Consider the following 26518-nt stretch of genomic DNA (forward strand, 5'->3'; position numbering starts at 1 on the left):
GTCCGCCGGCGGCGAACACGCCTCTTCGAACCTATCCCCGTGAACGCCCCGCCGCGAGGCCCTTTGCCCGGATGCTGCTCCGGGTGGCGGCACTAGGATCTCCACGTGGGCGAACTGGGGGTCGCTGCGGATGACGTGCGCGAGGTGGTGGCCGCTGCCGTTTCAGCGCTGCGTAGCGGGCGTGACAGCGACTGGTCCGTGCCGGCAGGCGGGCTGGAGTGGACCTGCTGGGAGACCGCCGAGCACGTTGCCGACGACCTGTTCGCCTACGCCGCTCAGCTCGCCGGTGGCGTCACGCACCGTTACATCCCCTTCGTGAGAGCGGCCCGGCGCCCGGGAGCCGACGCCACGACGATGCAGGCCGAGACCGACGCAGGGCCGGACGGCCTGTTCGAGGTGCTGACCTCTTGCGGCGCGCTGCTCGCGGCGGTGGTCGCCGTGACGCCCCCCGACGTGCGGGCGTGCCACACGTTCGGGCTCGCCGACGCCGAGGCGTCCGCGGCGATGGGGGTGCTGGAGACCGCCGTGCACACCCATGACATCGCCCGCGGGCTGGGCGTGGCGTGGCGGCCCGACGACGACGTGTGCGCCCGGGTGCTCGCCCGGCTCATGCCCGACGTCGAGATCGACGACGCCGGTGCCTGGGAGACCCTGCTGTGGGCCACCGGACGCACGGCCCTCCCCGGCCGGCCCCGCCGCACGAGCTGGCGCTGGCACAACGAGCGTTCGTAGCCACGGGCCGCGCGGTGGTCACGTACGGGCGGCCCGCGCTCGCGGCGGACGGGACAGGTCCTGGGTGGGCAAGCCGCCCCGCGGCCACCAGCACCGCTCGCCGAGCATCGTCATCACGGCCGGGAGGATGAGGATCCTCAGCACCACCGCGTCGAACAGCACCGCGATGGTGAGTCCGACACCCACCTGCTTCATCTCGATCCTGTCGATGAAGATGAAGCTCACGAACACCGACACCATGATCACCGCAGCACTGGTCACCACGCTCGCCGACGCCGCCATCCCGTCCAGCACGGCTTGTCTCGTCGGGACTCCCCGGCGCACAGCTTCCCGGATCCGGCTCACCACGAAGATCTGGTAGTCCGTGGAGAGGCCCACCAGGATCGCGAGAATCATCAGGGGCATCCGGGAGCCGATGAACCCGGTCGAGGTGAAGCCGAGCAGCCCCTCCGCCCAGTCGTTCTGGAAGACCAGCGTCAGGCCGCCCCACGCCCCCACCACGGCGGCCAGGTTGATCACGACCCCGATCAGGGCAAGTACGACCGACCCGAACGCCACGAGCATCACCACCAGCGTGGCCACGCAGACGAACCCGATCACCCAGGGGATGCGCCCGGCCTGGTGCGCGGAGTAGTCCACGCCGCGCGCCACCTCGCCGGAGACCGCGTACTCGGCGCCCGTCCCGCCGAGCGCCGCGGGAAGCAGTTCGGCGCGCAGCCGGTCGAGCGACGCGCGGGCCGCGAGCGAGTTCTCCGGATACCCGACCGGCACCTGGAGGACGGTCGTGGTTCCGTCCGCCGAGACCGTCCGGGCCGGACCACCTCCGATGCGGCGCACCAGCTCATCGATCCCGGCGGCCGCGTCGGCCGTCCGCCCGGGATCGGCACGTACCACCACGAGGTGCTGCGCACCCTCGTCCGGGAACGCCTGGGTCAGCCGGCTGTAGGTGGCCACGGCCGGAATGCCGGCCGGGAACGTCTCCTTGCCCTCGTTGCCCAGGCGCATCGACGCAGCGGGCAACGCCAACGCCGCGGTCAGCACCGCACCGACCAGCAGGGTCGTCACGGGCCGCCGTAGCGCGGGCTGCAGCAGAGCGCTCCACCGGCCGTCCGAGGCGGCCCGGCGCCGGCCGATGGAGCGATGGCCGACTCGGCCGCCGAGCCCGACGAGCAGGGCCGGTAGCGCGGTCAGCGAACCAGCCACGGCCACCGCGACGACGAGCACGGCGCCGGTGGCGACCGAGGAGAAGATCACGTCATCGACGACGTACAGCCCGGCCAGTGACACGATGACGGCCACACCCGAGGTCATGATCGACCGTCCGGCTGTGGCCGCCGCGATCTCGACGGCCGCGGCGTGCGTGAGCGTGTCGCCGGAGCGGGCGCGTTCCTCCCGCACGCGCTTGAGGTAGAACAGCGCGTAGTCGACGCCGACCGCCATCCCGAGCAGGAACACCACACTGATCGCTGCCCCGCCGGCGTCCGGGAAGACCCAGGACGCCACCCCGTAGAGACCCACGGATCCGGCGAAGGCCGACAGCGCGAGCACCACCGGGAGCGCGGCCGCGAGCACCGCACCGAACGTCACGAGCAGCACGACGAACGTGATCGGCAGGCTGATCATCTCGGTACGGGCCAGGTCCTGACCCTGCTGGTCGTTGACGCCCACCGAGACGGATGCGCTGCCGGTCTGCGCGATCGTCACCTCGGGGTGCGCGGCCTGCACAGCCGCCGTGCGCTCCAGGACCCCGCGCACGGTCTTCTTGGCGGTCTCGGTGTCGCCGGCGAGCGTCACGGGGATCCGGAGCGTGCCGCCGTCGGCCGACCGGACCGGTTCCCCCACCTCGGCGACGCCGGGCGATTGCCGGAGGGCGCCCTGCACATCCCGGACCGCCGCAGCGGCAGCGTCGAGCGACCTGCCGGGTGCGGTGATCAGGACGTGCTCGACGGACCGTGGGGTGACCCCGGCCGCGGCTGCCGCGGCCTCGGCCCGGCCGGCCTCACCCATCCAGAAATCACTGACCACACCCTTGTTCGTGCCTGTCGCGGCCCCCGCAGCCACGCACAGCACGATGAACGCGACCCACCCCAGCACAGCTCGCGCGGGATGGTGCGCGCTCCACATCGCGATCCGTACCGACACCGCCTGCCCGCCCGCCATCCCCACCGCCTGTCGTCGCCAGCGGTAGCAGCGTGGCCGGGGTGGCCTGCTCACGTCGTTGGAGCAGGCCGGTGGATCAGGGGTGAGGAATACCCGAACCCTCCTGGGTCACGACCCCGTTCACTCGCCTCGGCAGGCCGAGGGGGTTGTCGTCCCGCAGCGCCTCGGGCAGCAGGGCCTGCGGCGTGTTCTGGTAGCAGACCGGCCGCAGGAACCGGCGCACCGCGGTGACGCCGACGGAGGTGTGGATCGACGCCGTGGTGGACGGGTACGGGCCGCCGTGGTGCATCGCCCAGGCCACGGCCACCCCGGTGGGCCAGCCGTTGTAGACGAGCCGGCCGGCACGGTCACGCAGTACGTCGATCAGCGGCGACAACGCCCCGGCGTCGGTGTCCTCGGCGTGGATGGTGGCGGTCAGGTTGCCGCCGAACGCCTCGGCCGCCGCGCGCAGCTCCTCGGGACCGCTGTACTCGACGACGATCGAGGTGGGCCCGAAGCACTCCTGCAGCACCGGGTCCGGGTCGGCGAGAAGCTCCTTCGCGGTGGTGGCCAGCAGCGTGGGAGAGACCCTGGCCTCGGCGTCGTCCCCGCGGACGAGTGTGCGCAGCTGGCTGAGCCCGGCCAGCCTCTCGCGTTCCTCGGCGTGCCCGGCGCGGATGCGGTCGTTGAGCATCCCGGCCGCGCCCACACCGCGAGCACCCTCGACGAGCCGCTGCTCCAGCCCGTGTCCCTCGGGGAGGAACATCAGGCCGGGCTTCGTGCAGAACTGGCCGGTGCCGAGGGTGAATGAGCCGATGAAGCCGTCGACGATCGCCTCTCCGCGCGCGGCCACCGCGGCCTGCGTGACGAACACCGGGTTGAGGCTGCCCAGCTCCCCGTAGAACGGGATCGGTTCCGGACGCGTGGACGCAATGTCGAGCAGCGCGCGGCCACCGCGGACCGAACCGGTGAAGGCCGCGGCCTTGATCCGCGGGTCGACCAGGGCCGTGGTGCCGGCGTCCATGCCGTGCACCACCGCGAACGTTCCCTCGGGGGCGCCTGCGGCGCGCAGCGCGTCGACGAGCACCTCGCCGGTGCGCCGCGACAGCTCGGGGTGGCCGGGATGGGCCTTGAGCACGACGGGCGCGCCCGCCGCCAGCGCCGAGGCCGTGTCGCCGCCGGGCACGCTGAACGCGAAGGGGAAGTTGCTCGCCGCGAACACCAGCACCGGGCCGAGCGGCACGAGCATGCGCCGCAGGTCGGGCCGGGGAACCGGCGCCGCGTCAGTGTCGGCGGTGTCGATGATGACCTCGAGGTAGGAACCCTCCTCGAGCGCCTCGGCGAAGAGCCGCAGCTGCCCGCTGGAGCGAGCCACCTCGCCGGTCAGCCGAGGCTCCGGCAACGCCGACTCGGCGATGGCGATCGGCACCAGCTCGTCGGCAGCGGCATCGAGTGCGTCGGCAGCGGCCCGCAGCAGCGCTGCACGTTCCGCCGGACGCAGCGCGGCCAACGGGGCGGCGGCACTCGCGGCTGCGGCGAGAACCGCGGCGAGCTCGTCGTGGGTGGTGTCGTTCACAGCTGCGCCTTCCTTCTGGCGTCCGGTCGGTCGAGAGCGTCCACGAGCCACGACATCGGTTCGCGGCCGCGGACGACCGGGTTGGTCAGGGTGCCCACCTCGGCGATCTCGATCTCCACCCGGTCGCCCTCGGCGAGCGAGAAGCTCAGTTCCGGGACGATCCCCGTGCCGGTGGCGAGGATCGCCCCGTCGGGGAAGTCGGTGGGCGCGAAGAGCGCCGCGACCAGCTCGTCGAGCGTGCGGTGCAGGCGGGCGGTGCTCGTGTCGCCGCTGAAGACGACCTCCTCGCCGCGGCGCACCCGCACGGAGATGGCCAGGTCGCCCGCGTCGGGCACCTCCCAGGCCGGCCGGATGCCGGTGGCCAGCGCGCAGCACCCGCTGAAGATCTTCGCCTGCGGGACGTACAGGGGGTTCTCGCCCTCGATGGAGCGTGAGCTCATGTCGTTGCACACCGTGTAGCCGACGATCTCGCCGAACCGGTTGGCGACGACCGCGAGCTCGGGCTCCGGGACGTCGACGGTGGAGTCCGAGCGCAGCGCCACCGGCTCGCCGTCGGTGACGACCCGCCAGGCCACCGACTTGAGGAAGATCTCCGGACGCTCCGCGTCGTACACCTTCTCGTAGACGGAGGCCTCGCTGCTCTCCTCGACGCGGCCGGTGCGCGAGCGCTCGTAGGTGACGCCCGCCGCCCACACCTCGGTGCGGCCGTCCACGGGCGGCAGGAAGGTGACGGCGTCCGCGTCCACCTCGGCGTCTCCTGCCGCGGTCAGCCGTTCGCGCAGCTCGTCCCGCGACTCGCGCAGCAGCTCCGCGACACTGGCCCAGGGCAACGGCAGCACCTTGCCGTCCCGGCGCAGACCGACGCGGGGGCTCTGCGCTCCCGGCTCGATGTAGCGGACGATCTCCATGCGCGTGCGCACCCCCGGTTCCTGGAGCTCCGGCGCCCCGACTGGATCGTATTGCCCGAACAACGGATCGGGGTGATCGCCACGAGATCCGGGTTCGCACCTCACAAGGACCGGTACGCAGCTCTCGTGACGATCAAGGCGCCTGCCACCCCGCGCTGAGCCGTCGATCACACGACGGCAGGATGGCGAGATGACGGACCAGCTCGACGGCGCGATCGCACTGCCCGACGGAACCCCGGTACGAGGGCGTGGCCGCAGCAAACCCGTCCCGCCCGGGCCGTCCCCCACGTACGGGCTCTACCTCGGCCGGCCGCCCGAGGCGAAGCGCCGGTTCTTCGACCGCGCACCGGCGTGGCGCCCCGACTGGCCCTCCGACTGGATCGACTGGCCCGACTTCCGCGTCCCGCGCGATGACGAGGCGGCCGCCGCGCTGATCGAGCACGCCTACTCGCTCGCCCGCACCGGGGAGCTGGTCGAGGTGGCGTGCGGCGGCGGCAACGGCCGGACGGGCACGGTGATCGCCTGCATGGCCGTGCTCGCGGGCCACCCGGCCGATGACGCCGTGCGCTGGACCCGGGAGCACTACCGGCCCCACGCGATCGAGACACCCGGCCAACGCCGTTGGATCACGTGGTTCGCGACGCAACGCCCGGCAAAGCCGGCGGGCTGAGCCGGCAGTCGCCGGGCGAGCGGTGTGTTCGTCCGGACCTGTCGGCCGGAAGTGCCGATCGTCCGGCGATCAGCTCGCCTTCTGCTCAGCGCAGGTGCGCCACCAGGGCCTCGGTCACCTCGGAGGTCGAGGCGCTGCCCCCGAGGTCCGCCGTGCGCGTCTCCGGCTTCGCGAGCGTGGCCTCCATCGCAGCCAGGACGTCGGCAGCCGCGTCCGGGTGGCCGAGGTGCCCCAGCATCAGCGCCGCCGACCACACCGCCCCCACCGGGTTGGCCACACCCGTGCCGGCGATGTCCGGTGCCGAACCGTGCACCGGTTCGAACATGGAGGGGAACTCCCTCGTGGGGTCCAGGTTGGCCGACGGCGCGATCCCGATCGAGCCCGCGACGGCCGCGGCGAGGTCGGAGAGGATGTCGCCGAACAGGTTCGAGCCGACCACCACGTCGAACCGCTCGGGCTGCAGCACGAACTTCGCTGCGAGGGCGTCGATGTGCTCGCTGTCCCACCGCACGTCCGGGTGCCGGGTGGCGCGCTCGGCCACGACCTCGTCCCAGAACGGGAGGGTGTGCACGATCCCGTTCGACTTCGTCGCGGAGGTCAGGTACCCGCGCCGGGACGCCGCCAGCTCGAAGGCGAAGTCGGCGATCCGGCTCACCCCGACCCGCGTGAAGATCGACTCCTGCACGGCCATCTCGTCCGGGAAGCCCCGGTTCACGCGGCCGCCGACCTCGCTGTACTCGCCCTCGACGTTCTCGCGGACGACGACGAAATCGACGTTCTCGGCCCCGCGCAGCGGGCTCTGCACGCCGTCGAACACCCGGATGGGGCGCAGGTTGACGTACTGGCGGAACGCGCGACGGATCGGGATCAGCAGTCCCCACAGCGACACGTGGTCCGGCACGCCCGGCCAGCCCACGGCGCCGAGCAGGATCGCGTCGAACGCACGGAGCGTGTCGATCCCGTCCGGCGGCATCATCGCGCCCTCGCGCTCGAAGCGACGGCACGACCAGTCGAACTCGGTGTAACCGAGCTCGATGTCGTGGCGGGCGCACACGGCGTCCAGCACAGCCCTGGCCGCATCGATCACCTCGTGACCGATGCCGTCGCCAGGGATCACGGCGATTGTCTGGGGGGTCATGCGACGCCGAGCCCGAGGGCGGCGACCATCAGCGGAAGGAACACAATGATGAGTATCGCTCCGACGAGGTCGAATGCGGCGCCGGACCGAATCATCGTGGTGATGGGCACAGCGCCGGACCCGTAGACGATGGCGTTCTGCGGCGTCGACACCGGCAGCATGAAACCGAACGACGCCGCGAACGTGGCGGCCAGTGCGGGCACGAAGGGGTTGACCCCCGCGGCCACCGCGATCGGGATGACGATCGGCACTACGACGGCCGCCGACGCGGTGTTGCTGGTGGTCTCCGAGACGAGGATCGCCAGCAGCACCGCGAAGATCGTGATCGTGACCACGCTCGAGAGCCCGAGCCCCGTCGAGACGGCCTCGCCCAGCGTCCGGGCCAGGCCGGTGTCAGCGAGCAGCGCCCCGAAGATGATGCCGGTGCCGAACAGCAGGATCGTGCCCCAGTCGATCTGCTGGGCGTCCCTCCAGCGGAGCGTGAACTCGCGGTTGGGCCAGTCCGTCGGGAGCAGGTAGAGCAGCGACGCGCCGAACACGGCGACGATGCCCTCGTCGAGCCGCTCGCTCACCACGTCGTAGGCGACCGAGTCGTTGCCCGCGACGAGCGCGACGAAGCCGGGCAGGATCCAGAGCGTCACGGTGACGCCGAACGCGATCAAGGTGTTCTTCTCGGCGCGCGAGAGCGGTCCCAGCTGCGAGCGTTGCTCGGCCACGTACTCCGCGACACCATCGATGCGGCGGATCTCCGGCTTGTTGAGCAACAGCAGCACGACGGCCAGCACCACGAACATCAGCAGGCAGATCGGGAACGCCAGCGCCACCCACTGCGCGAAGCTGATCCGCTCCCCGGTGGCCTCCTCGATCAGTCCGCGGCCGATCAGGTTGGGCGGGCTGCCGACCGGCGTCAGCAGGCCGCCCACGCTCGCGCCGTACGCCAGCATCAGCATCAGCGCGGCCCCGACGCGCAGCCGCAGCGGGTCGAAGTCATCGGCCACGAGCCCGCGGTCCTGCAGCAGCTTCGCGATCACGCTCAGGATGCCCAGTGCCGTGGGCAGGAGCATCGCCACCGTGGCGGTGTTCGACACGAACGCCGAGAGGAGGCACGTGACCGCACCGAACGCGATGATCACCCCGACGCTGGAGCGCCCGACCCGCGGCAGCGACAGGATCCGGAAGGCGAAGCGGCGCGCCACGCCGTGCTTGAGCATCGCCTGGGCGAGGATGAACGCCCCGATGAAGGTGAACACGGTGCTCGACCCGAAGTTCGCCAGCACGTCGTCGGCGGGCGCCACCTGCAGCATCACGATCAGCGCGACGCCGATCAGGCCCCCGACCGGGATCGGCACCGCCTCGCTCACCCACAGCACGATCACGCCGAGCAGGATCCCGGCCAGCACCTGCTGCTGGGGCTGGAGATTCAACGGCAGCGCCAGGAACACGATCGTCACGATCGGCGCGAGGAACAGCCCCACCGTGCGGCGGCCCTTCTCGAACCGTTCCTCGGCCGGGGAGAGCCGTTGCTCCCCGAGGCTGCGATAGGTGGCGTGACCGAGCAGGGCCTTGTCGACGTCGGTACGGGTGCGCTGGCTCTCGGCGGTCATGGTCCCCTCCACTATGACGGGATCAACATCGCCGAGAGTGACACCGATCACCCGTTCGTGCCACCCCTGGTTTCCGCACGCCAGGAGCGGTCAGCGCTTGCGGGCCACCGCGAAGATGCGCCGGAACGGCAACCACGTGGTGCCGTCGGGCCGAGCGGGGTACGCGTCGCGCAGCCGCGGAGCCAGCACCGAACGGAACGTGGCGTAGTCGTCGCCGAGCGCGTCACGCACAGGCCGCAACGCCGTGCCGCTGATCCACTCCAGAACCGGGTCCGCGCCGGTGAGGCGGTGCAGGTACGTGGTCTCCCAGACGTCGACCTCGGCGTTCGCGCCGGCCAGCAGCTCGGCGTACTCGTCCGGTTCGGCCACCGCGATCTCCCCCCGCAGGTCGATCCGGCCCCGCCAGGGCGTCTCGCCTGCGAGCTCGCGGATCAGCGCGTGGGTGGGGGCGCCGAGGTTGCCGGGCACCTGCATCGCGAACCACGCCCCGCTCGGCAGGGCGTCGACCCACCGTGGCAACAGCTGCCGGTGCGTCGGCACCCACTGCAGCACCGCGTTGGTGATCACGACGTCGGTGTCCGGCGACGGCATCCAGTCGGCGACGTCGGCCTGCTCGGCCACGACGCCGCGTTCGCGGGCGGCGGCCACCATCTCGGCCGACGAGTCGAGCGCGACGACCTCGGCATCCGGCCAGCGCGCGCTCAACAGGGCGGTGAGGTGGCCGGGGCCGCAGCCGAGGTCGACCACGCGGCGTGGAGCGTTCGCGCCCACGCGGGCCAACAGGTCGTGGAACGGGCGGGAGCGGTGGTCGTCGAAACGGAGATACAGCGCCGGATCCCACGTGGTGCTGCTGGTCATCCCGGACCTCCTAGAAATTCAGCTCAGCTTGAGCGTGCGGGCGACGTCGCCCACCACCTGTCGCAGCGCGGCCTCGTCGGTGCCCGGGTCGGCGCGCACCTGCATCACGATGCCGTCGCGGCCGGGCACCTTGCGCTGCACGAACCACGCGCCGCCGCCCGGCAGGTCGCGGTGGTGCCTGCTCTTGATCGAGCCCGTGACGCGAGCGTGCACCACCTCCGGCACCCGGCCGGGCTCGGTGAGCCGCAGCCGCTGCGGCGGAAGATCGGCGATCAGCACCGCCCCGTCGATGACGTCGCGCTCCTGTGCCTCGACGAACTCGAGGGCACCGTTCTTCCACGACGCCTTGCTGACCAGGTGCCAGCCCAGCCGCCGCACGCCGTCGGGGGTGGGCAGCCACAGCCCGCGCGACGTGACGACCAGGTGGCCCCCACCGCCCAGCGCCGCCGTGGCGAGCACCTGCTCGTCGGCGTCCAGACGACCGTTGAAGCCCTCGGGCAGGTCGTCGTGCCCTAGTAGGCGGCGCACCGCCTTCAGCAGGTTCATCGCACTCCCTCCCTGATCACCGGAGCGCTTTCTCCCGCAGTGCAATCCTGTACTGCTCCAGCGGCACGAGGTCGCCGAAGAGCTGGTGGTAGGCGTCGGCCTCCTCCATCGGGTTGGTGCGCTGCAAGCGTGCCTTCAGCTCGGCGACCTGGGCCTCCACCAGTACGAGCCGCACCCCGGCGATCACGCTCGAGACGTAACGCGCTTCCTCGGTGTTCTTCCGCGGCAGCTCCAGAGGCTCTACGGCGAGCTCGGTGACGAGCTGGCGTGTCTCAGTGGAGCACTCGGCCTGCACGGCGTCGACCCAGACGTGACCCTCGCGGCCACCGCACACCCCGCCCGCGGCCTGCACCGCCCGGTGCACCGCGGCGAACGCCGGGTGGGTGAACACCTGTTCCGGCAGCTCGTCGTAGGCGGGCCCGGCGATCACCGGCACCTGAAGGGCTGCCTTGAGCGCCTCCCGCTGCAGGTGCAGCCGCGGATCGTCCTTCTGGGGCGGCGCGGGCACCTCCCGCCGGGTGCCGTTGCGGCCGCGCACCGGCTCGACCGGCGCACCCGCGGACTCCCGCACCCGCCGCACGACCATCGCGATGTCGTCCCAGCTGGTCCAGCCCGCGAGCCTGCGGGCGTACTCGTCGCGCAGGTCCTCCCGCTTGATCCGCGACACGAGCGGCACGCACCGCTGCAGCGCGGCGACCCGGCCCTCGGCCGTGTCGAGGTTGTGCTCACGCAGCATGCTGCGGATCGCGAACTCGAAGAGCGGCTCGCGGCGGGCCACCAGGTCGCGCACCGCGGTGTCGCCGTTGCTCTGACGCAGCTCGCAGGGATCCTGGCCGTCGGGCGCGATCGCCACGAACGTCTGCGCGGCGAAGCTCTGCTCGCCCTCGAAGGCCTTGAGCGCGGCCGCCTGCCCGGCGGCGTCGCCGTCGAAGGTGTAGATCACCTCGCCGAGATCGAACGAGTCGTCGCCGATCAACCGGCGGATCACCGAGATGTGCTCGGCGCCGAAGGCCGTGCCACAGGACGCGACCGCGGTGGGCACGCCTGCCAGATGCATCGCCATCACGTCGGTGTACCCCTCGACGACCACCACCTGGCGGCGCTTGGCGATCTCGCGCTTGGCGAGGTCGAGCCCGAACAGCACATGGGTCTTGCGGTAGACCGGCGTCTCGGTGGTGTTGAGGTACTTGGCCTCGATGCCGTCGTCGTCGAAGAGGCGGCGCGCCCCGAACCCGACGACGTCGCCACCGAGGTCCTTGATCGGCCAGAGCAACCGGCGGTGGAACCTGTCGATCGGGCCCCGGCGGCCCTCCTTCGACAGACCGGCCTTCATCAACTCGTCCAGTGTGAAGCCCGCCGCGAGCAGGTGGCGGGTGAGCGTGTCCCAGCCGGCCGGGGCGTACCCGCAGCCGAACATCTGGGCCGATGCCGCGTCGAACCCGCGGCTGGTGAGGAACTGGACGGCGGGCGCGGCCTCGGGCGTGCGCAGCTGCGTGGCGTAGAACTCGGCGGCGCGCTTGTTGGCCTCCAGCAACCGGCTGCGGGTGCCGCGGTCACGCTGCACCGAGCTGCCGCCGCCCTCGTAGGTGAGCCGGAAGCCGACCCGATCGGCGAGGCGCTCGACGGCCTCGACGAACCCGACGTGCTCGATCTTCATGATGAACGCGACGGCGTCGCCGCCCTCGCCGCAGCCGAAGCAGTGGAAGGTGCCGTGGCTCGGCCGCACGTTGAACGACGGGCTCTTCTCGTCGTGGAACGGGCAGAGGCCCTTCAGCGCACCGGCTCCGGCCCGCCGCAATGCGACGTACTCGCCGATGACCTCGTCGATCCGGGTCCGGTCGCGGACCTCAGCGATGTCGTTGTCCCGGATCCGCCCCGCCACGGGCCGAGTGTAGGCCCGGCTTCGGTCGGACCTGCGGGCGCCGCGATCAGCGTCCCCCGCGCGGGCGGCGCGACTACTGAGATGCTGCGTGCAATCTCGTCACGCGCGAGGCGGGCGGCACGAGACCGAGTGCCCCGCGCTGGGTGGGGATCACGACGGACGGGTCACCGGCGGGCTTCGCGGCCGGTTCGAGTGGGCGGTCGGAGCGGGGCCGATACAGGTCGATGAACAGCGGCGTCAGTGCCATGACCAGCAGTACGGCGAGTCCCGCCGCGGCCCCGACCACCGTGAGAACGATGAATGGGTCCATATGTCCACCTTGCGCCGCGAAACCTGAGAGGCGCCTCGGTCGGAGTTACGGATTACCCGAGAACCTGCTCGGACCTTCGGCCGATCCGATCACCGGGGCAGCAGGAGCTGTACCGCAGCGAGACCCGCCAGCAACGCTGGTCCGCGCACCAACTGACGCACGAGATCCACCTGGACGGCTCCCATTCCAGTCTCGAACACGGCCGCGCCGTAGTCGGGCGCGGGCCGGGTGGCCGAGCGTTCCACCACGGCGACCGCTCCGAGCGGGATCAGCAGCACAGCGATCGGGTTCAGCGGGAGCAGCGCGGGGAGCAGGGCCGCCGTCCACACGGCCACGACCACGAGGGGCGCGACAAGGTGCGCCATGATCAGCGCACGGTCGGTGCCACCGAGCGCACGCCGCAGGGCCGCGGAGCGGGTGACGGCCCGCACGCCCGACGCCACCCGGCTCGCCACCGCGTACGCGGCGACGACGGCGACGGGCGGCACGGCCACGGCGGGCAGCACGTCGGCAGCCGCGTAGGTCACGAGCAGCAGGCCCACCGCGAGCGGCAGCGCGCCGGGGGTGCGCAGCACGCGGCGCAGGTCGGAGTGCACCAGCGCGCCGTACCCGAGACCGCGCCCGGGACGTGAACGCCCGTGGTGGGCGGAGCGCCAGCGCCGCTCCTCCAGCAGGCCGAGCAAAAGCGAGGGCTCCATGAACGTCCCCGCAGCCTGGACGGCGGCGGCGAGCCCGCTCCCGGCTCCCAGAGCGGCCCGGTCCAGGACGCCGAGGCGCCGCCACCCGCATCCGAACAGGAGCAGGGCGAGCACCCACGCGACGGTGGTGGCCGCGGGGGCAGGCAGGGCCGGGACGGCGGACGCGCGGGGAACCAGCAGTGCTGCCGCGACGCTCGCCGCGCCGGCCACCACGAGCGCGGTGCCCACGGACCGGCCGATCCGAGTGTCGCCCGCCTGCCACATCACGGCCGCAGCTGCGAGCGCGGCCGCGGCACCCGCTCCGGTGGCTGCCCACCACACCGCCTCCCACCAGGGCGGGGCCACCGCGGCGACCAGGGCCGCTAATGCCCCGCCGCCCGCCCCCGCCAGCGCCGCAGCAGCAGCCAGGGCGAGGTAGCGGGGCCGGAGCATGGCGGCGCGGTCGACGGTGCCGGCGAGCAGCCAGTGCCGTACCGCCGGGCCGGCGAGCATCGGGCCCAGCGCCAGCGCCGCGCGGAGCACCACACCCGCGAGCACCAACCCGACGGCGCCGAGCAGCAGCCCGATGTGCGGTGCGTGCGGCAGCGGGCTCGCCTCGGCGCCCATCACCCGGCGCACTCCCTGCACCAACAACCCGGTGAGCACGGCCACGGCGAGCAGCGGGGTGTACCAGTCGCGGTCCTGCCCCTTCCCGGCCGCGGCGCGCTGGGCCCGCCGGGCGCGGGCGAGGTGGATGCGCAGGTCACGGGCTCTCGGCACCTGCACCGTCGGGGCGGCGGTCACGTACCCAGCTCGACCGTCTGGTCGGCCACCGCGTCGACAACGGCCGTGTCGTGCGAGGCGAACAGCACGGCGCGGCCTGCGGCCTTCTCCTGCTCGAGCCGCTCCACCAGCCACTGCCGGCCCGCCGCGTCGAGCCGCTGCTCCGGCTCGTCGAGCACGAGCAGGCGGCGCGGGCGCACGAGGCAGGAGGCCAGAGCCAGGCGCCTGCGCTCGCCGCTGGAGAGGCCCACAGGGGTCCGGTCGGCCAGCGCGGTGAGGCCCAGCTCGGCGAGCACCGGCGCGGTGTCGGGCTCGGCGCCGTGCGCCCTGGCGAGCAGGTCGAGGTGCTCGGCGACCGAGAGGTCAGGGAAGAACTCGACGTCGTCGAGCACGCTCGCGACGGTGGCGCGGACCCGGGGGTCGTCCTCGCGCAGCGAGCGGCCGTCGAGACGCACCTCGCCCGCGTCGGGCCGGTCGGCGCCGACGACGCAGCGCAGGAGGGTGGTCTTGCCCGCACCGTTGGGTCCGACCACGGCCGCCGCCCGGCCGGGCTCGAGCGAGAAACCGACACCCGCCAGCACCACAGCGGGACCGAACCGCCGGACGAGGCCGTCGACGATCAGCACGTGCTTGCACCTCCAAGTCGGCCGCGTAGGTTCAACTGCCGTGGACGCGGACGTCGAAGTGTTCGAAGCACACCGGGCACACCTGATCCGGATCGGCTACCGCATCACAGGCAGCCTCGCAGACGCCGAGGACGCCGTGCAGGAGGCCTGGCTGCGCCTCGCCGGGCTGGACGACGCAACGCGCGCCGGGCTTCGCGACGAGCGGGCCTGGCTCACCACCGTGGTCGGACGGCTGTGCCTCGACCGGCTGCGCTCGGCCGCGGCGCGCCGCGAGCGGTACGTCGGGCCGTGGCTGCCCGAACCGCTCGTCACCACCGGCGACACCGACGACCCACTCGCGACCGTGGTGCGCGACGAGGGCGTACGCATGGCAGCCATGGTCGTGCTGGAGCAACTCACGCCGCCGCAGCGCGTGGCGTTCGTGCTGCACGACGCGCTCGCGCTGCCGTTCGCCCAGATCGCCGACGTGCTCGGCTGCAGCGAGGCCGCCGCGCGTCAGCACGCCACCCGGGCGCGGCGAATCGTCGCCGAGGCCGACCCGCCGTCGCAGGCGCAGGCGCAGACGGCCGAGGTGGGCGCGCTGCTCACGCGTTTCGCTGAGGCGATCTCCCGCGCCGACGGCCCGGCGCTGCTCGCGGTGCTGCACCCCGAGGCCGTGTGGGTCAACGACTCCGACGGGCGGACGAAGGCGGCGCGCCGCACCATCGTCGGTGCGGAGAAGGTGATGCGCCTGATCCTCGGCCTGCTGGAGCGCTACGGTCCCGCCTTCACGAAGGGGTGGGTCCCGGTCGAGGTCAACGGCGAGACCGGGTTCCTGACCCCTTCCTACGGCGAGACGGGCCCGGGAGTCACCGCCGTCTCCGTCCGCGACGGCCGGATCTCGGGGCTCTACTCGGTGCTCAACCCGGAGAAACTGGAGCGCCTCCCCACCTGACGCGCGGTCAGCCCGACAGGCGTACCTGGCACGCCGTGTCGAAGCCCTGGTCGACGATGCCGAGAGCGTGGTAGGCGCGGGCCCGCATGTTCTCCAGCGCGATGGAGTGGGTGAGCTCGATCAGGCCCGCCCGCCCCAGCTCCGCCTCCAGCTCGGCGACCTGGGAGTCGGTCACAGCAGGCGGGAGGGCCGTCATCGCGTCGGCGTAGGCGAGCACGCGCCGCTCGACGGGCTCGAAGAGCGGGTGCGTCGCGTACTCGTCGATGTGCCGGAGCCGTTCGACGTCCAGGCCGCCGAGACGCTGCAGCATCGTGCCGAAGTCGACGCACCACGAGCACCCGACGACGGTCGCCACGCGGAACACCGCGAGCTCCCGCAACCGCGCGGGCAGCACCGTGGACGCGCGGTCGTACGCGGCCTCCGAGATGGTCGAGGCCCAGAACAGCCGCTTGTGGTGGCGGAGCACCGCGAACGGCTCCGGGACGTCCCCGAACTTCTTCCGCATCAGCCGATACATCAGCCGGCCCACCACTCCCGCCTCTTCGGCGGGCACCGCCGGAACACGTGCGCTCATGTCGCCCTCCTCGAAATACGACGTCCGATCACGAAGGGGACGAGACGGCGGGGTGATCCGTGACGAGACGGGCGTCACGACACGCGGGAACCCTCGTGCCCGACGTCCTAGCGTCGGTGCCATGACCGGCCCCGTCGTGCCCGAGACCCACATCGATCTGCTGGCTCGGCCACTGATCGCGCACCTGGGCACGGTCCGTCCGGACGGGTCGCCGCAGGTGAACCCGATGTGGTTCGCGTGGCACGGGACGCACCTGCGGTTCACGCACACGTCGGAACGCCAGAAGTACCGCAACGTGCAGGCCGACCCGCGCGTCTCCGTGGCCATCGACGACCCCGACCGGCCGCCCCGCTTCGTCGAGCTCCGGGGACGGGTGGAACGGATCGAGCCGGATCCGGAAGCGGCGTTCTACGCTGAGCTCGCCGAGCGCTACTCCAGGAAGTTCGACGAACCGCCCAGCGACGCCGCGGTCCGCGTGGTGCTGTTCGTCCGCCCCGAGACCGCGTACTGCAACTAACCGCGCCTGGCGAGCGCGGCGTGCCGGGCGACGGCCTGCTGATCGGTGAGCACGGCGACCTGATCGAGCACGACCCGCAGCCGGGCGGCGTCGTCCGGCGCCTCCGCCCAGTGCTCGGCGAAGAGCGGATCCAGCGCGTCCGGTGCCTTGGCCAACAGTGCCGAGGCGAGCTCGGCGAGCAGTTCCCGTTGCCGTGCCTGCATCGCGCGCCTGCCGGGGTCGCTCATCACGTACCGCAGCGCGACGGCCTTGAGCAGCGCGACCTCCGCCCCGGCACCCGGTGGAACCACCAGGTCGGCGGAGTACCGGCGAAGCGCCTCTTCTCCGTACGCCGCACGGGTGGCATCGCCTGCGGCCAGCGCGAACCGGCCGACCAGCTCACTCGTGAGCCGCTTGAGCGCCACCTGCGCGGGCGCCGCGGCCGTCGCCGCCGAGAAACCCCGCACGGCCGCGACCACCGGGAGGGCGATCAACGCGTCTGCGGCCTCCGCGAGCGCATCCGCCGAGGCGCCGAAATGGGTGGCGGCGAGCTCCACCACGGCCGCTCGCTCCACAGGGGACGCGAGGGCGGCGAGGTCGATGCGACCGCTCACGATGCCGTCCTCCACGTCGTGCACGGAGTACGCGACGTCGTCGGCCCAGTCCATGATCTGGGCCTCGATGCACCTCCGGTCACCGGGCGCACCCTCCCTGACCCAGGCGAACAGCTCCGCGTCGACGACGTACGCGCCGTACTTGCGGTCGCCCGGCCGGTGCACCCACGGGTACTTGCACGACGCGTCGAGCGATGCCCTGGTCAGGTTCAGCCCGCTGTCGCCGATCTTCGGCTCCAGCCGCATCAGGATCCGCAACGTCTGCGCGTTGCCCTCGAACCCACCGCACGCCACGCCGAACTCGTCGAGCGCCCGCTCGCCGTTGTGGCCGAACGGCGGGTGACCGATGTCGTGTGCCAGCCCCGCCGTATCGACGATGTCGGGGTCGCAGCCCAACTCCTCGGCGATCCCGCGCCCGATCTGCGCGACCTCCAGGGAGTGCGTGAGCCGGGTGCGCGGCACGCCGGTGATCTCCGCGCCCTCCCCCGGGCCGACGACCTGCGTCTTTCCGGCCAGCCTGCGCAGGGCGGCCGAATGCAGCACCCGGGCCCGGTCGCGGGAGAACGGGCTGCGCCGTTCGGGCCGCCCGCTGCCTTTGGGCGGCTCGGGGTTCAGGCGGGCCGTGTCGTGCTCGCCGTAGCCGCCCCTTCCGAGGTCGGTCACGCTGTCAGCCGAGCCCGCTGGTCTGGGTGTCCACCGAGGCGTGAGTGAGCCGGTAGTACAGCAACGCCCCGGTCTCGCGGACGATGTACCGGAACTGCGTCTCACGGGTCTGCACCACGGGCCCGGTGCGGGTGGGCGACGTCCACGCGAGCAGCCCGCTGTCACGGGCCATCGTGCGGGCGCGCAAGGAGTGCCACGGGTCGCTGACGATCTCCGCGCTCTGCCAGCCGTCCTGCTTCGCCCTGGCCGCCACGGCCTGCAGGCTGAGCAGCGTGTCCGAGCCCTCCCCCACCGCGATGACGGCCTGTGGAGGCACGCCACGGTCGATCAGGTAGCGCCGGCCGGCCTCGGCCTCGGTGTAGACGTCGCCGGGACGCCCGCCGCCGGTGGTGACGATGCGCGGGGCCAGCCCGTCCTCGTACAGCTCCTCGGCATGGCGCAGCCGGGCGGCGAAGATGGAGCTGGGGTCACCGTCGTACTGCGCGGCGCCGAGCACGACCACGGCGTCGACCGGGCGGCGGTCGTCGACGCGCGCCACCTGCCACACCCGGAACGCGGTGCCACCGACCACCGCCACAGCGACCAGCAGGCCGCCGACCAGCAGCCGGAACAACCAGCGACCACGCCGGGGGCGTTCGAGCACAGCCGTCGGAGCCCGCGTGCCACGCAAGGGCTCGGTCGGCGCCTCCGAGGGGACCTGCCGGCCGAACCGGGGGCCCGGCGGCGCCGTCATCCGCCGATCCGACCGTCCGTGGCGGCGAGGGCCGTGCCGGCGCGTCCGGAGCGGGCGGCGATCACCTGGGCGACGATGGACACTGCGGTCTCGGCGGGGGTGCGGGCACCCAGGTCGAGACCGACGGGACCGCGTAGTGCTGCCAGATCGGACTCGGTGAGACCGGCCTTCAGCAGCCGCTGCCTGCGGACCGTCTGGGTGCGGCGGGAGCCGAGCGCGCCGATGAACCCGCGCCCGCGGCGCAGCCCGTCGATGAGCACGGCGTCGAACGACGGGGCGTGGTCGAGCAGCACGAGGACGTCGGCGTCGGTGAAGGCGCCCACCGCGGCCTGCACGACGGAGAGCTCGGTTTCGGTGCGGGCGCCCCAGCCGAGGAGCCTGGCCTGCGCGACCAGGGCTTCACCGATCGCTCCTGCCCCGGCCACCAGCACGGAGGGCACCGGCACCCACAGGTCCAGCAGCAGCTCGTCGCCCTCGACCTGGACGCGCTCGGTGACCGTGGCCCCGCGCCGCATCAACTGCCGGGCGGCGTCCACCGCAGCGGCGTCGAGCTCGGGAGAGCCGAGGCCGCCGTGGACGTCGCCGAGCTCCGGACCGCTGAGCACCAGCGCACCGCCACCGCCGGTGGTGGAGACCAGCGCCGCGGGCACCTCGCGCTCCAGCGCCTCCCCGAGCGCGAACGCGGGCTCCGCGGGCAGCGGATGGCCGAGCAGTGTGGCGCCACCGGCGCAGGCGAGGCCGACGTCGAGCGCGACGGCCTCGGAGACATGGGCCTCCTGGGTGTGCGGCCCGCCCACGGCAGCGGCGGCGAGCGGGCCGACCGCATCGTCGAGAGCGCCGCGGTACAGAGCGCCGGCCACGGAGCCCGCGGCGGTGCCCGCCACGAGCTGGCCGCTCTCGACCGTGCCGAAGCCGTGGCGGTCCAGCACGCGGACGACCCCCACACCTGTGGTGGCCCATTCGCGCAATGCGGCACCAAGGTCCCGTAGTGGCGAAGATCCCCGTGGCGTGGTTCCCGTCCCCGATGCGGTAGTCACGTCGCTCACGATCGCCAGAGTAGCGATCGATCGGCCGGTCCAGGTTGCACGTGCGGGTGGGTCCTGTTCAGCACCGGGCGCCGGGCCGGAGCAGCACACGGCCTACGTTCCCACGACCCTCGACGATCCGGTGGGCCTCACAGGCCCGCTCCAGTGGGAGCACGTCGTGGACGAGCGGGCGGAGGCGTCCTTCGAGGGAGAGGTCCCACAGCTCGCGACGGTGACGGGCGTAGGTTTCGCGGCGGCCGCCGGCGTGGTGGGCCATCGCGAAACCGATGATCGTCCTGGCGTGCATGCGCAGCTCGTTCACGTCGACCGTGACGCCCGCGCCGCTGAAGGCGACCAGCCTGCCCAGCGGGGCGAGGCTCGCGAGGCATGCCCTCTGGACGTCACCCCCGACGCCGTCGAGGACGACGTCGACCTGCCCGGCGCGGCCTGCGGACAGCTCCTCGTAGGTGACCACCTCGTCGACCCCGAGCGAGCGCAGAGCGGCGGCCTTCGTGGAAGCTGCGGTCGGCCCGATCGCCGCGACCACGCGGCCCGCTCCGGCGACGGCGGCCAGCTGCACCGCCAGGTGCCCGACACCACCCGCCGCCGCGGTGACCAGCACGCTCTCCCCGTCCTGGAGCCCTGATGCGCGCAGCACGCCGAGCGCCACCTGCCCACCACGCACCAGGTGCACGGCGGACTCGTCCGTGATCCCGTCCGGAACCGGGGCCGCGAACGCCGCAGGCACCACGACGTACTCCGCGTAGGCGCCTGTGAACGCCAGGGCCGCCACACGATCGCCCACGGCGTAGCCGGTCACCCCCGCACCGACCGACGCCACCGTCCCGACCACGTCCCCACCGGGCACGTGCGGCAGCGGGACGCCGGTGCCGTCCGGCACGCCGCGGGTGAGCCGCACGACGGGGAGCGTGACCCCGATCGCCGAAACCTTGACCAGCAGCTCTCCCTCCCCCGGTGCCGGCACCGGGGCCCGGTCGAGGGTCAGCACCTCGGGCCCGCCGTAGGTGTGGAACCGGATCAACCGCACTGGCAACTCCCCTTCTTCAACGCCGTTGAACTTCAACGCTGTTGAAGCGTGCGGCATACTCCCCCGCGCGGCAACACGATTTCGGAGGGCCGAGTGCGACTCACGCGCGAGCACGTGGTGACCATTGCCCTCGACGTCCTGGACGAGGTCGGGCTCGAGCAGCTGACCATGCGCAGGCTGGCCGAGGCGCTCGACGTGCGCAACGGCGCCACCTACTGGCATTTCCGCAGCAAACAGGCCCTGCTGGAGGCGATGGCCGACGCGCTGCTCGCAGGACTCACCGACGACATGCCTCCCGATCGGCCGTGGCACGAGCGCGCAACCCAGCTGGCACACCGGCTCCGCCGGGCGCTGCTCTCACGGCGAGACGGCGCCCGGCTGTTCTCCGGGAGCTTCTTCCCGCTGCCGCACGCTCTCACCTACGGCGAGACGATGGTGGGGCTCCTGGTGACCGCGGGCCTCGACCATCGCGCGGCCACTTGGGCCACCGACACGCTGACGTACTACGTCGTCGCCCACGTCACCGAGGAGCAGCTCGCAGTCGCGCTGCCCGACGGCGGGAAGGACGCCCGCAACCGACTGGACGCCGCACTCGATCCGACCGAACATCCGCACCTGCTCGCCGCCCGTGACGACCTCGCGGCCCCGCATCCGACCGCGCACTTCGACTACGGGCTCTCCCTCGTCCTCGCCGGGATCCGCGGCGAGCTGACAGGCTGACCTACAACCAGCCGCGTTCGTCCGCCAGGCGCACGGCCTCGGCACGGGTGCGGGCCGATGTCTTGCCGATCGCCGCGGAGAGATGGTTGCGCACAGTGCCCTCCGACAGGTGCAGCCGCGCCGCCACGTCCGCCACCGTGGCACCGTCGGCCGCGGCGAGCAGCACGTCCCGCTCACGGTCGGTCAGGGGGCTCGTCCCGGTGGACAGCGACTCCGCCGCGAGCACCGGATCCACCACCCGCAGGCCCGCGTGCACCCGGCGCACGGCGTCGACGAGCTGCTCGGGCGGAGCGTCCTTCACCACGAACCCCGCCGCACCGGCGCGCATGGCACGGGCCAGGTAGCCGGGCCTGCCGAACGTCGTGAGCACGACGACGCGGCACGTCGGAAGCGCGGCGCGCAACGCACCGGCGGCATCGAGGCCGTCCCCACCAGGCATCTGGACGTCGAGCAGCGCGACGTCCGGCAGGGTCCGCAGCGCGGCGGGCACCACCTCGGCACCCGACCCGACCTGGGCCACCACCTCGATGTCGGGCTCCAGGCCGAGCATCGCCGCCAACGCGCCCCGGATCAACGCCTGGTCGTCGGCGAGCAGCACGGTGATCATCCGGCAGGCTCCGGCCGCCGGACGGGGCCGGTGCGCGGCAGGACCTCGGCACGCAGGCGGTAGCCGCCGCTGGGCGTCGGACCGGCGTCGACCCAGCCCCCGATCGCCGCGAGCCGCTCGGTGAGGCCGCTGAGCCCGTGACCTGCCGGCGTTCCGTCCGGGCTGCCGACACCGTCGTCGACGACCTCCACCGAGGTCGGGGTGAGGCGCACCGTGCAGTTCCCCGCCCCGCTGTGCCGGATCGTGTTGGTGACACCTTCCCGCACCACGTGCGCGAACGCCTGCTGCCGGTCCGGAGGCACGTTGTCCACTGCGGCCGGCAGGTCGGCCTCGATGCCCGCCGCACGCAGAGCCTCCCGGGCTCCCGCGAGCTCGCGTCCCAGTGAGGCCACGCGGTTCGCCGCGACGGTCGAGCGCACCTCGCCCAGCGCCTGCCTGCCGAGCTGCTCGACGTCGGTCACCTCCTCAGCCGCGCGCCCCATATCGCCGCGCTCGAGCAGCCGCCGGGCGAGTCCGGCCTTGACCGTGATGGTCGTGAGGCTGTGCCCGAGCACGTCGTGCAGATCGCGCGCCATCCGCTCGCGCTCGGCGGCGACCGCCAGCCTGGCCAGCTCCTCACGGGCTTCTCGCAGCTGCGAGTTGGCCTTGACCAGCCAGAACTGCCCACGCATCGCGATGCTGATCGCTGCCATCCCGAAGACGTCCGGTCCCGTCAGGCCGTCCCCGACGAGCCAGTCGAACCCCACCGCCCCGCAGAAGGCGACGACGGCCGCCACAGTGGTCCACGGGGCGGGAACCAGCGCGATGACCATGACGAGCAGGTAGCTGACCGTGTAGACCGCCCCGTCCTGCGCGCCGAAGCCTGCCGCCGTCACCAGCCACAGCACGCACATCACCACGAGGAGCGCCGCCGAGAACAGCCGCTGCTTGCGCTGCATCGCCTCGTACAGACCGAAGACGAAGCACGCGATGTAGGCCAGCACCGCGAGCACCAGGAGCACGCGGACGACGATCGGCTGGCTGGACGTGGCACCGATGTAGATCCACGGAGTGAGGAGCAGCGACCACCCGCCCGACATCACATACCACCGCCGCGGATGCAGCCGGGTGGGATCGCGGACCTCGCCCGCGTCCCCGGGTGACGGTGGCATGCCGATCACCGTAACTCCGCCCAAGCCCCGCAGATCAGACGCGGAGCGCATCGCGCCGATACAGCACCGCAACCCCGGCTCCCACGACGAGCAGCCACACCAGCAGGACGGCCACGCCCGCGATCGGCACGCCGTCACCGGTCGCCTGCCCGCGTGCGATGGTCGCGAGCCAGTAGCTGGGCAGCAGGTGGGCCACCGAGACCATCACCGGCGGCAGCACCTCCGCCGGGATCAGCACCCCGCCCAGCAGGCTGAACACCAGCATCGTCACGGTCGACATGCCCTGCGCCGAGTCGGGCGACGCGACGAGACCGAGCAGCAGCCCGATCGCTGCGAACGGCAGCATCCCGATCCACGCGGCGAGGAAGACCCTCGCCCAGGTCACCGCATCGAGGTCCACGCCCTTCACCACGCCGCCCACCGCGAACACGAGCACGAGGGCGGGGAGCGCCACCAGCATCGCGACGGCCGCCTTGATGGCGACGTACCCCCACGCGGGGAGCGGGGTCAGCCGCAACTGGCGGTTCCAGCCGATGCTGCGCTCCACCGCCACCCGGCCGCCGGTGCTGACCGATGCGGAGATCGCCCCGAACGCAGCCATGTTGACCATCAGCAACACCGTGGCGGCCGCGGCATCCGGCCCGGTCGCGAAGATCCCGGTGAAGACGACGAAGTAGACGACGGGAAAGCCCACCGTGAAGATCAGGAACCTCGGCGACCGGTAGATCCGGCGCACCTCGGCGAGCAGCAGCGCGCCCATGATCACTCACCCTCCGATGCGGTCAGCGCGACGAAGGCGTCCTCGAGACCGTGTGCCGAGACCTCGATGTCGTGGGCCTGCGGATATCCGACGACCAGTGCCCGCAACGCGGCGTCGGAGTCGGAACACTCGAGCCGCACACGCGGCCCGTCGACGTGCACCTGCGTCACCCCGGGGAGCCGTCGCAGCGCGGACGGGTCCGCACCCGGCGCGGTCGCCGCCACGACCCGGCCCGAGGCGAGCGCGCGCACCTGCGCGACGCTCCCGTCAGCCACCACCCGGCCTGCCCGCAGCAGCACGACCCGGTCCGCGTACTCCTCGGCCTCCGCCAGGTAGTGCGTGGCGAACAGCACCGTGCGGCCGGTGCGCGTGTAGCCCCGCATCGCCGCCCAGAACTCGCGCCTGGCCTGTACGTCCATCGCGACGGTCGGCTCGTCCAGTACGAGCAGGTCCGGGTCGCTGACGAGCGCGGTGGCGAACCGCACACGCTGCTTCTGCCCGCCCGACAGCCGCCCGTAGCGCCTGCCGGCCACGTCGGCGACACCTGCCCGGAGCAACGCCTCCGGAACGGTCAGCGGCTTCGGGAACAACGCGCCCGTCAGTCGGACGACCTCCGCCGCCGTGATGTCGTCCGGAATGCCCCCCGACTGCAGCATCGCCCCGACCAGCCCGTCCACCACGGCCTGCCGCGGTGTCCGCCCGAACAGCCGGACATCGCCGGAGTCCGGGCGGGAGAGCCCGAGCAGGATGTCGATGGTCGTCGACTTGCCGGCGCCGTTGGGCCCGAGCAGGGCGACCACCTCGCCGGGGGCGATCGCGAGGTCGACGCCGTCGACAGCGCGCACCCCGCCGTAGCTGCGATGCAGGCCGCGGACCGACACAGCCGCACCGGCGGCGACGGCGGGAGGAGAAGTGGATCTCGTCATGCGGACGACACTGCCGCCGCACCCGGTGCCGCCCCCGGATCGCCCGTCACGACCTCCCCGTGACGAATGTCAGGCCCACCGCCCGGGCCCCTGATCGGTGGCCGAGCCGACGCGAGCAACGAGCGGCCCGTCATCCCGTAGACCGAACAAGCGCGCCACTCGTCCGAGAAGCAGCGCGCCGGCTCCCGCACACCCCTGATCCGCGCCAGGCCACAACCCCGAACCGGGCAACGAGCGGCACCCTCGTCCAGTAAATCGGGACCACTCGTCCACCAGCCGCGGCGCGGGCGCCCACACCTTCACGCCCCGGCACCCGGTCCACCGCAACGAGCGGCGCGCCCGTCCGAGAGATCGGGACGGGCGCGCCGTTCGTGCAGAGGGTCGGGTCAGCAGCCCAGCAGGCGGGCGGCCAGGTAGCTCTCCACCTGGTCCAGGGCCACCCGCTCCTGCGCCATCGAGTCGCGCTCGCGGATGGTGACGGCCTGGTCGGTGAGGGTGTCGAAGTCGACCGTGATGCAGAACGGTGTGCCGATCTCGTCCTGGCGGCGGTAGCGGCGACCGATCGCCCCGGCGTCGTCGAACTCGACGTTCCAGTGCTTGCGCAGCACCGCGGCCAGGTCGCGGGCCTTGGGCGACAGCTCGGCGTTGCGCGAGAGCGGCAGCACCGCGGCCTTGACGGGCGCGAGCCGCCGGTCCAGCCGCAGCACCACCCGCTTGTCGACGCCACCCTTGGCGTTGGGCGCCTCGTCCTCGGTGTAGGCCTCGACGAGGAACGCCATCATCGAACGCCCCACACCGGCTGCCGGCTCGATCACGTACGGCCGGTACCGCGTGCCCGACGCCTGGTCGTAGAACGACAGGTCGACGCCGGAGTGGTTGGAGTGCGTGGTGAGGTCGAAGTCGGTGCGGTTGGCGATGCCCTCGAGCTCGCCCCACTCCGAGCCGGTGAAGCCGAACCGGTACTCGATGTCGACGGTGCGCTTCGAGTAGTGGGAGAGCTTCTCCTTGGGGTGCTCGTACTGGCGCAGGTTCTCGGGCGAGATGCCGAGGTCGACGTACCAGTTGGTGCGCTCGTCGATCCAGTACTGGTGCAGCTTCTCGTCGGTTCCCGGCTCGACGAAGTACTCCATCTCCATCTGCTCGAACTCGCGGGTGCGGAAGATGAAGTTGCCGGGCGTGATCTCGTTGCGGAAGCTCTTGCCCATCTGGCCGATGCCGAACGGCGGCTTCTTCCGCGACGTCGTCTGCACGTTGAGGAAGTTGACGAAGATGCCCTGCGCCGTCTCGGGACGCAGGTAGTGCAGGCCTTCCTCGGACTCCACCGGGCCGAGGTAGGTCTTGAGCATCATGTTGAAGTCGCGCGGCTCGGTGTACTGGCCGCGCGTGCCGCAGTTGGGGCAGGGCACGTCGGACAGGTCGTCCTCGGAGACCTCCTTGCCCGTGCGCTCGGCGTACTCCTCGGCCAGCTGGTCGGCGCGAAACCGGCGGTGGCAGCTCAGGCACTCCACCAGCGGATCGGTGAAGACGCCGACGTGGCCGGAGGCGACCCAGACCTCGCGCGGGAGGATCACGGAGCTGTCGAGGCCCACGACGTCGTCGCGGCCGGTGACCATGCTCTTCCACCACTGCCGCTTGATGTTCTCCTTGAGCTCGACGCCCAGGGGCCCGTAGTCCCAGGCCGACCGCGTACCGCCGTAGATCTCACCCGACGCGAAGACGAATCCGCGCCGTTTCGCGAGCGCGACGATGGTGTCGATCTTGGCGGAGCTCGGCTTGCTGGCCACGGGGCTGTACTCCTGGGCGGGGCGACGGAGGAAC

The 26518-nt window shown here is 72.4% G+C and carries 26 protein-coding genes; 5 read left to right on the forward strand and 21 right to left on the reverse strand.

What is annotated here, in order from left to right; all coding sequences use genetic code 11:
- Window positions 1-105: 105 nt before the first annotated feature.
- Entirely contained in the window at window positions 106-732 is a 627-nt protein-coding gene (locus ACQPZQ_RS35730; protein ID WP_433288324.1) for a hypothetical protein, read from the forward strand.
- A gap of 18 nt (window positions 733-750) precedes the next feature.
- Here the strand turns inward: ACQPZQ_RS35730 and ACQPZQ_RS35735 are convergent, their stop codons facing one another.
- From ACQPZQ_RS35735 to ACQPZQ_RS35745, 3 genes are read right to left on the reverse strand one after another with little or no spacing between them, the layout of a single operon-like run.
- A complete protein-coding gene (locus ACQPZQ_RS35735; protein ID WP_433288326.1) occupies window positions 751-2946 on the reverse strand; it encodes an MMPL family transporter in 2196 nt (731 codons plus the stop codon).
- A gap of 22 nt (window positions 2947-2968) precedes the next feature.
- A complete protein-coding gene (locus ACQPZQ_RS35740; protein WP_433288328.1) occupies window positions 2969-4447 on the reverse strand; it encodes an aldehyde dehydrogenase (NADP(+)) in 1479 nt (492 codons plus the stop codon).
- Entirely contained in the window at window positions 4444-5367 is a 924-nt protein-coding gene (locus ACQPZQ_RS35745; protein WP_433288330.1) for a fumarylacetoacetate hydrolase family protein, read from the reverse strand. Before ACQPZQ_RS35745 ends, ACQPZQ_RS35740 begins: the two co-directional genes overlap by 4 nt.
- A gap of 178 nt (window positions 5368-5545) precedes the next feature.
- Here ACQPZQ_RS35745 and ACQPZQ_RS35750 point away from each other — a divergent pair, with 178 nt between their 5' ends.
- Entirely contained in the window at window positions 5546-6025 is a 480-nt protein-coding gene (locus ACQPZQ_RS35750; protein ID WP_433288332.1) for a protein-tyrosine phosphatase family protein, read from the forward strand.
- Between the two features lie 85 nt (window positions 6026-6110).
- On the opposite strand, the gene ACQPZQ_RS35755 is transcribed toward ACQPZQ_RS35750, so the two are convergent.
- The 8 genes from ACQPZQ_RS35755 to ACQPZQ_RS35790 form a co-directional block, all read right to left on the reverse strand.
- Complete coding sequence (locus tag ACQPZQ_RS35755) at window positions 6111-7163, reverse strand: tartrate dehydrogenase (RefSeq protein WP_433288334.1); 1053 nt, start codon at window positions 7161-7163, stop codon at window positions 6111-6113.
- On the reverse strand, window positions 7160-8767 hold the full coding sequence (locus ACQPZQ_RS35760) for an SLC13 family permease (RefSeq protein ID WP_433288336.1): 1608 nt from the start codon (window positions 8765-8767) through the stop codon (window positions 7160-7162). The genes ACQPZQ_RS35755 and ACQPZQ_RS35760 overlap by 4 nt, the downstream gene beginning before the upstream one ends.
- Before the next feature lie 90 nt (window positions 8768-8857).
- Window positions 8858-9625 (reverse strand): trans-aconitate 2-methyltransferase, encoded by a 768-nt coding sequence (locus ACQPZQ_RS35765; protein WP_433288338.1) that lies wholly within the window; start codon window positions 9623-9625, stop codon window positions 8858-8860.
- An 18-nt stretch (window positions 9626-9643) separates the two neighbouring features.
- The gene (locus ACQPZQ_RS35770; RefSeq protein WP_433288340.1) at window positions 9644-10171 is read right to left on the reverse strand and encodes a hypothetical protein; all 528 of its coding nucleotides are present in this window, start codon (window positions 10169-10171) and stop codon (window positions 9644-9646) included.
- 16 nt (window positions 10172-10187) lie between these two features.
- Window positions 10188-12053 (reverse strand): DNA primase, encoded by a 1866-nt coding sequence (gene dnaG / locus ACQPZQ_RS35775; RefSeq protein ID WP_433288342.1) that lies wholly within the window; start codon window positions 12051-12053, stop codon window positions 10188-10190.
- A 73-nt stretch (window positions 12054-12126) separates the two neighbouring features.
- Entirely contained in the window at window positions 12127-12363 is a 237-nt protein-coding gene (locus ACQPZQ_RS35780; RefSeq protein ID WP_433288344.1) for a hypothetical protein, read from the reverse strand.
- A gap of 89 nt (window positions 12364-12452) precedes the next feature.
- Window positions 12453-13844 (reverse strand): DUF6297 family protein, encoded by a 1392-nt coding sequence (locus ACQPZQ_RS35785; RefSeq protein WP_433288346.1) that lies wholly within the window; start codon window positions 13842-13844, stop codon window positions 12453-12455.
- Complete coding sequence (locus tag ACQPZQ_RS35790) at window positions 13841-14449, reverse strand: ABC transporter ATP-binding protein (protein ID WP_433288348.1); 609 nt, start codon at window positions 14447-14449, stop codon at window positions 13841-13843. Before ACQPZQ_RS35790 ends, ACQPZQ_RS35785 begins: the two co-directional genes overlap by 4 nt.
- A 40-nt stretch (window positions 14450-14489) precedes the next feature.
- Between ACQPZQ_RS35790 and sigJ the strand changes: the two genes are divergently transcribed.
- Window positions 14490-15383 (forward strand): RNA polymerase sigma factor SigJ, encoded by an 894-nt coding sequence (sigJ, locus tag ACQPZQ_RS35795; protein ID WP_433288350.1) that lies wholly within the window; start codon window positions 14490-14492, stop codon window positions 15381-15383.
- 7 nt (window positions 15384-15390) lie between these two features.
- Here the strand turns inward: sigJ and ACQPZQ_RS35800 are convergent, their stop codons facing one another.
- Window positions 15391-15957, reverse strand: a complete 567-nt coding sequence (locus ACQPZQ_RS35800; RefSeq protein ID WP_433288352.1) for a carboxymuconolactone decarboxylase family protein — start codon at window positions 15955-15957, stop codon at window positions 15391-15393.
- 121 nt (window positions 15958-16078) lie between these two features.
- Between ACQPZQ_RS35800 and ACQPZQ_RS35805 the strand changes: the two genes are divergently transcribed.
- A complete protein-coding gene (locus ACQPZQ_RS35805) occupies window positions 16079-16474 on the forward strand; it encodes a PPOX class F420-dependent oxidoreductase (RefSeq protein WP_433288354.1) in 396 nt (131 codons plus the stop codon).
- Here the strand turns inward: ACQPZQ_RS35805 and ACQPZQ_RS35810 are convergent.
- The 4 genes from ACQPZQ_RS35810 to ACQPZQ_RS35825 are packed head-to-tail and all read right to left on the reverse strand — an operon-like array spanning window position 16471 to window position 20536.
- The gene (locus ACQPZQ_RS35810) at window positions 16471-17730 is read right to left on the reverse strand and encodes a deoxyguanosinetriphosphate triphosphohydrolase (RefSeq protein WP_433288356.1); all 1260 of its coding nucleotides are present in this window, start codon (window positions 17728-17730) and stop codon (window positions 16471-16473) included. The genes ACQPZQ_RS35805 and ACQPZQ_RS35810 overlap by 4 nt on opposite strands.
- A gap of 4 nt (window positions 17731-17734) precedes the next feature.
- Window positions 17735-18463, reverse strand: a complete 729-nt coding sequence (locus ACQPZQ_RS35815; protein ID WP_433288358.1) for a YdcF family protein — start codon at window positions 18461-18463, stop codon at window positions 17735-17737.
- Window positions 18460-19509: an XdhC family protein gene (locus tag ACQPZQ_RS35820; protein WP_433288360.1), complete on the reverse strand. Its 1050-nt coding sequence runs from the start codon at window positions 19507-19509 to the stop codon at window positions 18460-18462. The genes ACQPZQ_RS35815 and ACQPZQ_RS35820 overlap by 4 nt, the downstream gene beginning before the upstream one ends.
- A 58-nt stretch (window positions 19510-19567) precedes the next feature.
- Complete coding sequence (locus ACQPZQ_RS35825) at window positions 19568-20536, reverse strand: quinone oxidoreductase family protein (RefSeq protein WP_433288362.1); 969 nt, start codon at window positions 20534-20536, stop codon at window positions 19568-19570.
- Window positions 20537-20629: 93 nt separating this feature from the next.
- Between ACQPZQ_RS35825 and ACQPZQ_RS35830 the strand changes: the two genes are divergently transcribed.
- Window positions 20630-21256, forward strand: coding sequence for a TetR/AcrR family transcriptional regulator (locus ACQPZQ_RS35830; RefSeq protein WP_433288364.1), 627 nt, complete (start codon window positions 20630-20632; stop codon window positions 21254-21256).
- Window position 21257: 1 nt separating this feature from the next.
- Here ACQPZQ_RS35830 and ACQPZQ_RS35835 read toward each other — a convergent pair whose 3' ends face one another.
- The 5 genes from ACQPZQ_RS35835 to ACQPZQ_RS35855 all read right to left on the reverse strand — a co-directional run bounded on the left by ACQPZQ_RS35835 (window position 21258) and on the right by ACQPZQ_RS35855 (window position 26484).
- Window positions 21258-21863, reverse strand: a complete 606-nt coding sequence (locus ACQPZQ_RS35835) for a response regulator transcription factor (RefSeq protein WP_344726873.1) — start codon at window positions 21861-21863, stop codon at window positions 21258-21260.
- Window positions 21860-23014 carry a sensor histidine kinase gene (locus ACQPZQ_RS35840; protein WP_433288367.1) on the reverse strand — a complete coding sequence of 385 codons (1155 nt, stop codon included), beginning with the start codon at window positions 23012-23014 and terminating at the stop codon, window positions 21860-21862. The genes ACQPZQ_RS35835 and ACQPZQ_RS35840 overlap by 4 nt, the downstream gene beginning before the upstream one ends.
- A 34-nt stretch (window positions 23015-23048) precedes the next feature.
- The gene (locus ACQPZQ_RS35845; RefSeq protein ID WP_433288369.1) at window positions 23049-23774 is read right to left on the reverse strand and encodes an ABC transporter permease; all 726 of its coding nucleotides are present in this window, start codon (window positions 23772-23774) and stop codon (window positions 23049-23051) included.
- Between the two features lie 2 nt (window positions 23775-23776).
- On the reverse strand, window positions 23777-24700 hold the full coding sequence (locus ACQPZQ_RS35850) for an ABC transporter ATP-binding protein (protein ID WP_433288371.1): 924 nt from the start codon (window positions 24698-24700) through the stop codon (window positions 23777-23779).
- A 386-nt stretch (window positions 24701-25086) separates the two neighbouring features.
- Window positions 25087-26484, reverse strand: a complete 1398-nt coding sequence (locus ACQPZQ_RS35855) for a glycine--tRNA ligase (protein ID WP_433288373.1) — start codon at window positions 26482-26484, stop codon at window positions 25087-25089.
- Window positions 26485-26518: the final 34 nt, after the last annotated feature.

This window comes from Pseudonocardia sp. CA-142604 (genome assembly GCF_050948475.1).
GTDB classification, from domain to species: domain Bacteria; phylum Actinomycetota; class Actinomycetes; order Mycobacteriales; family Pseudonocardiaceae; genus Pseudonocardia; species Pseudonocardia alaniniphila.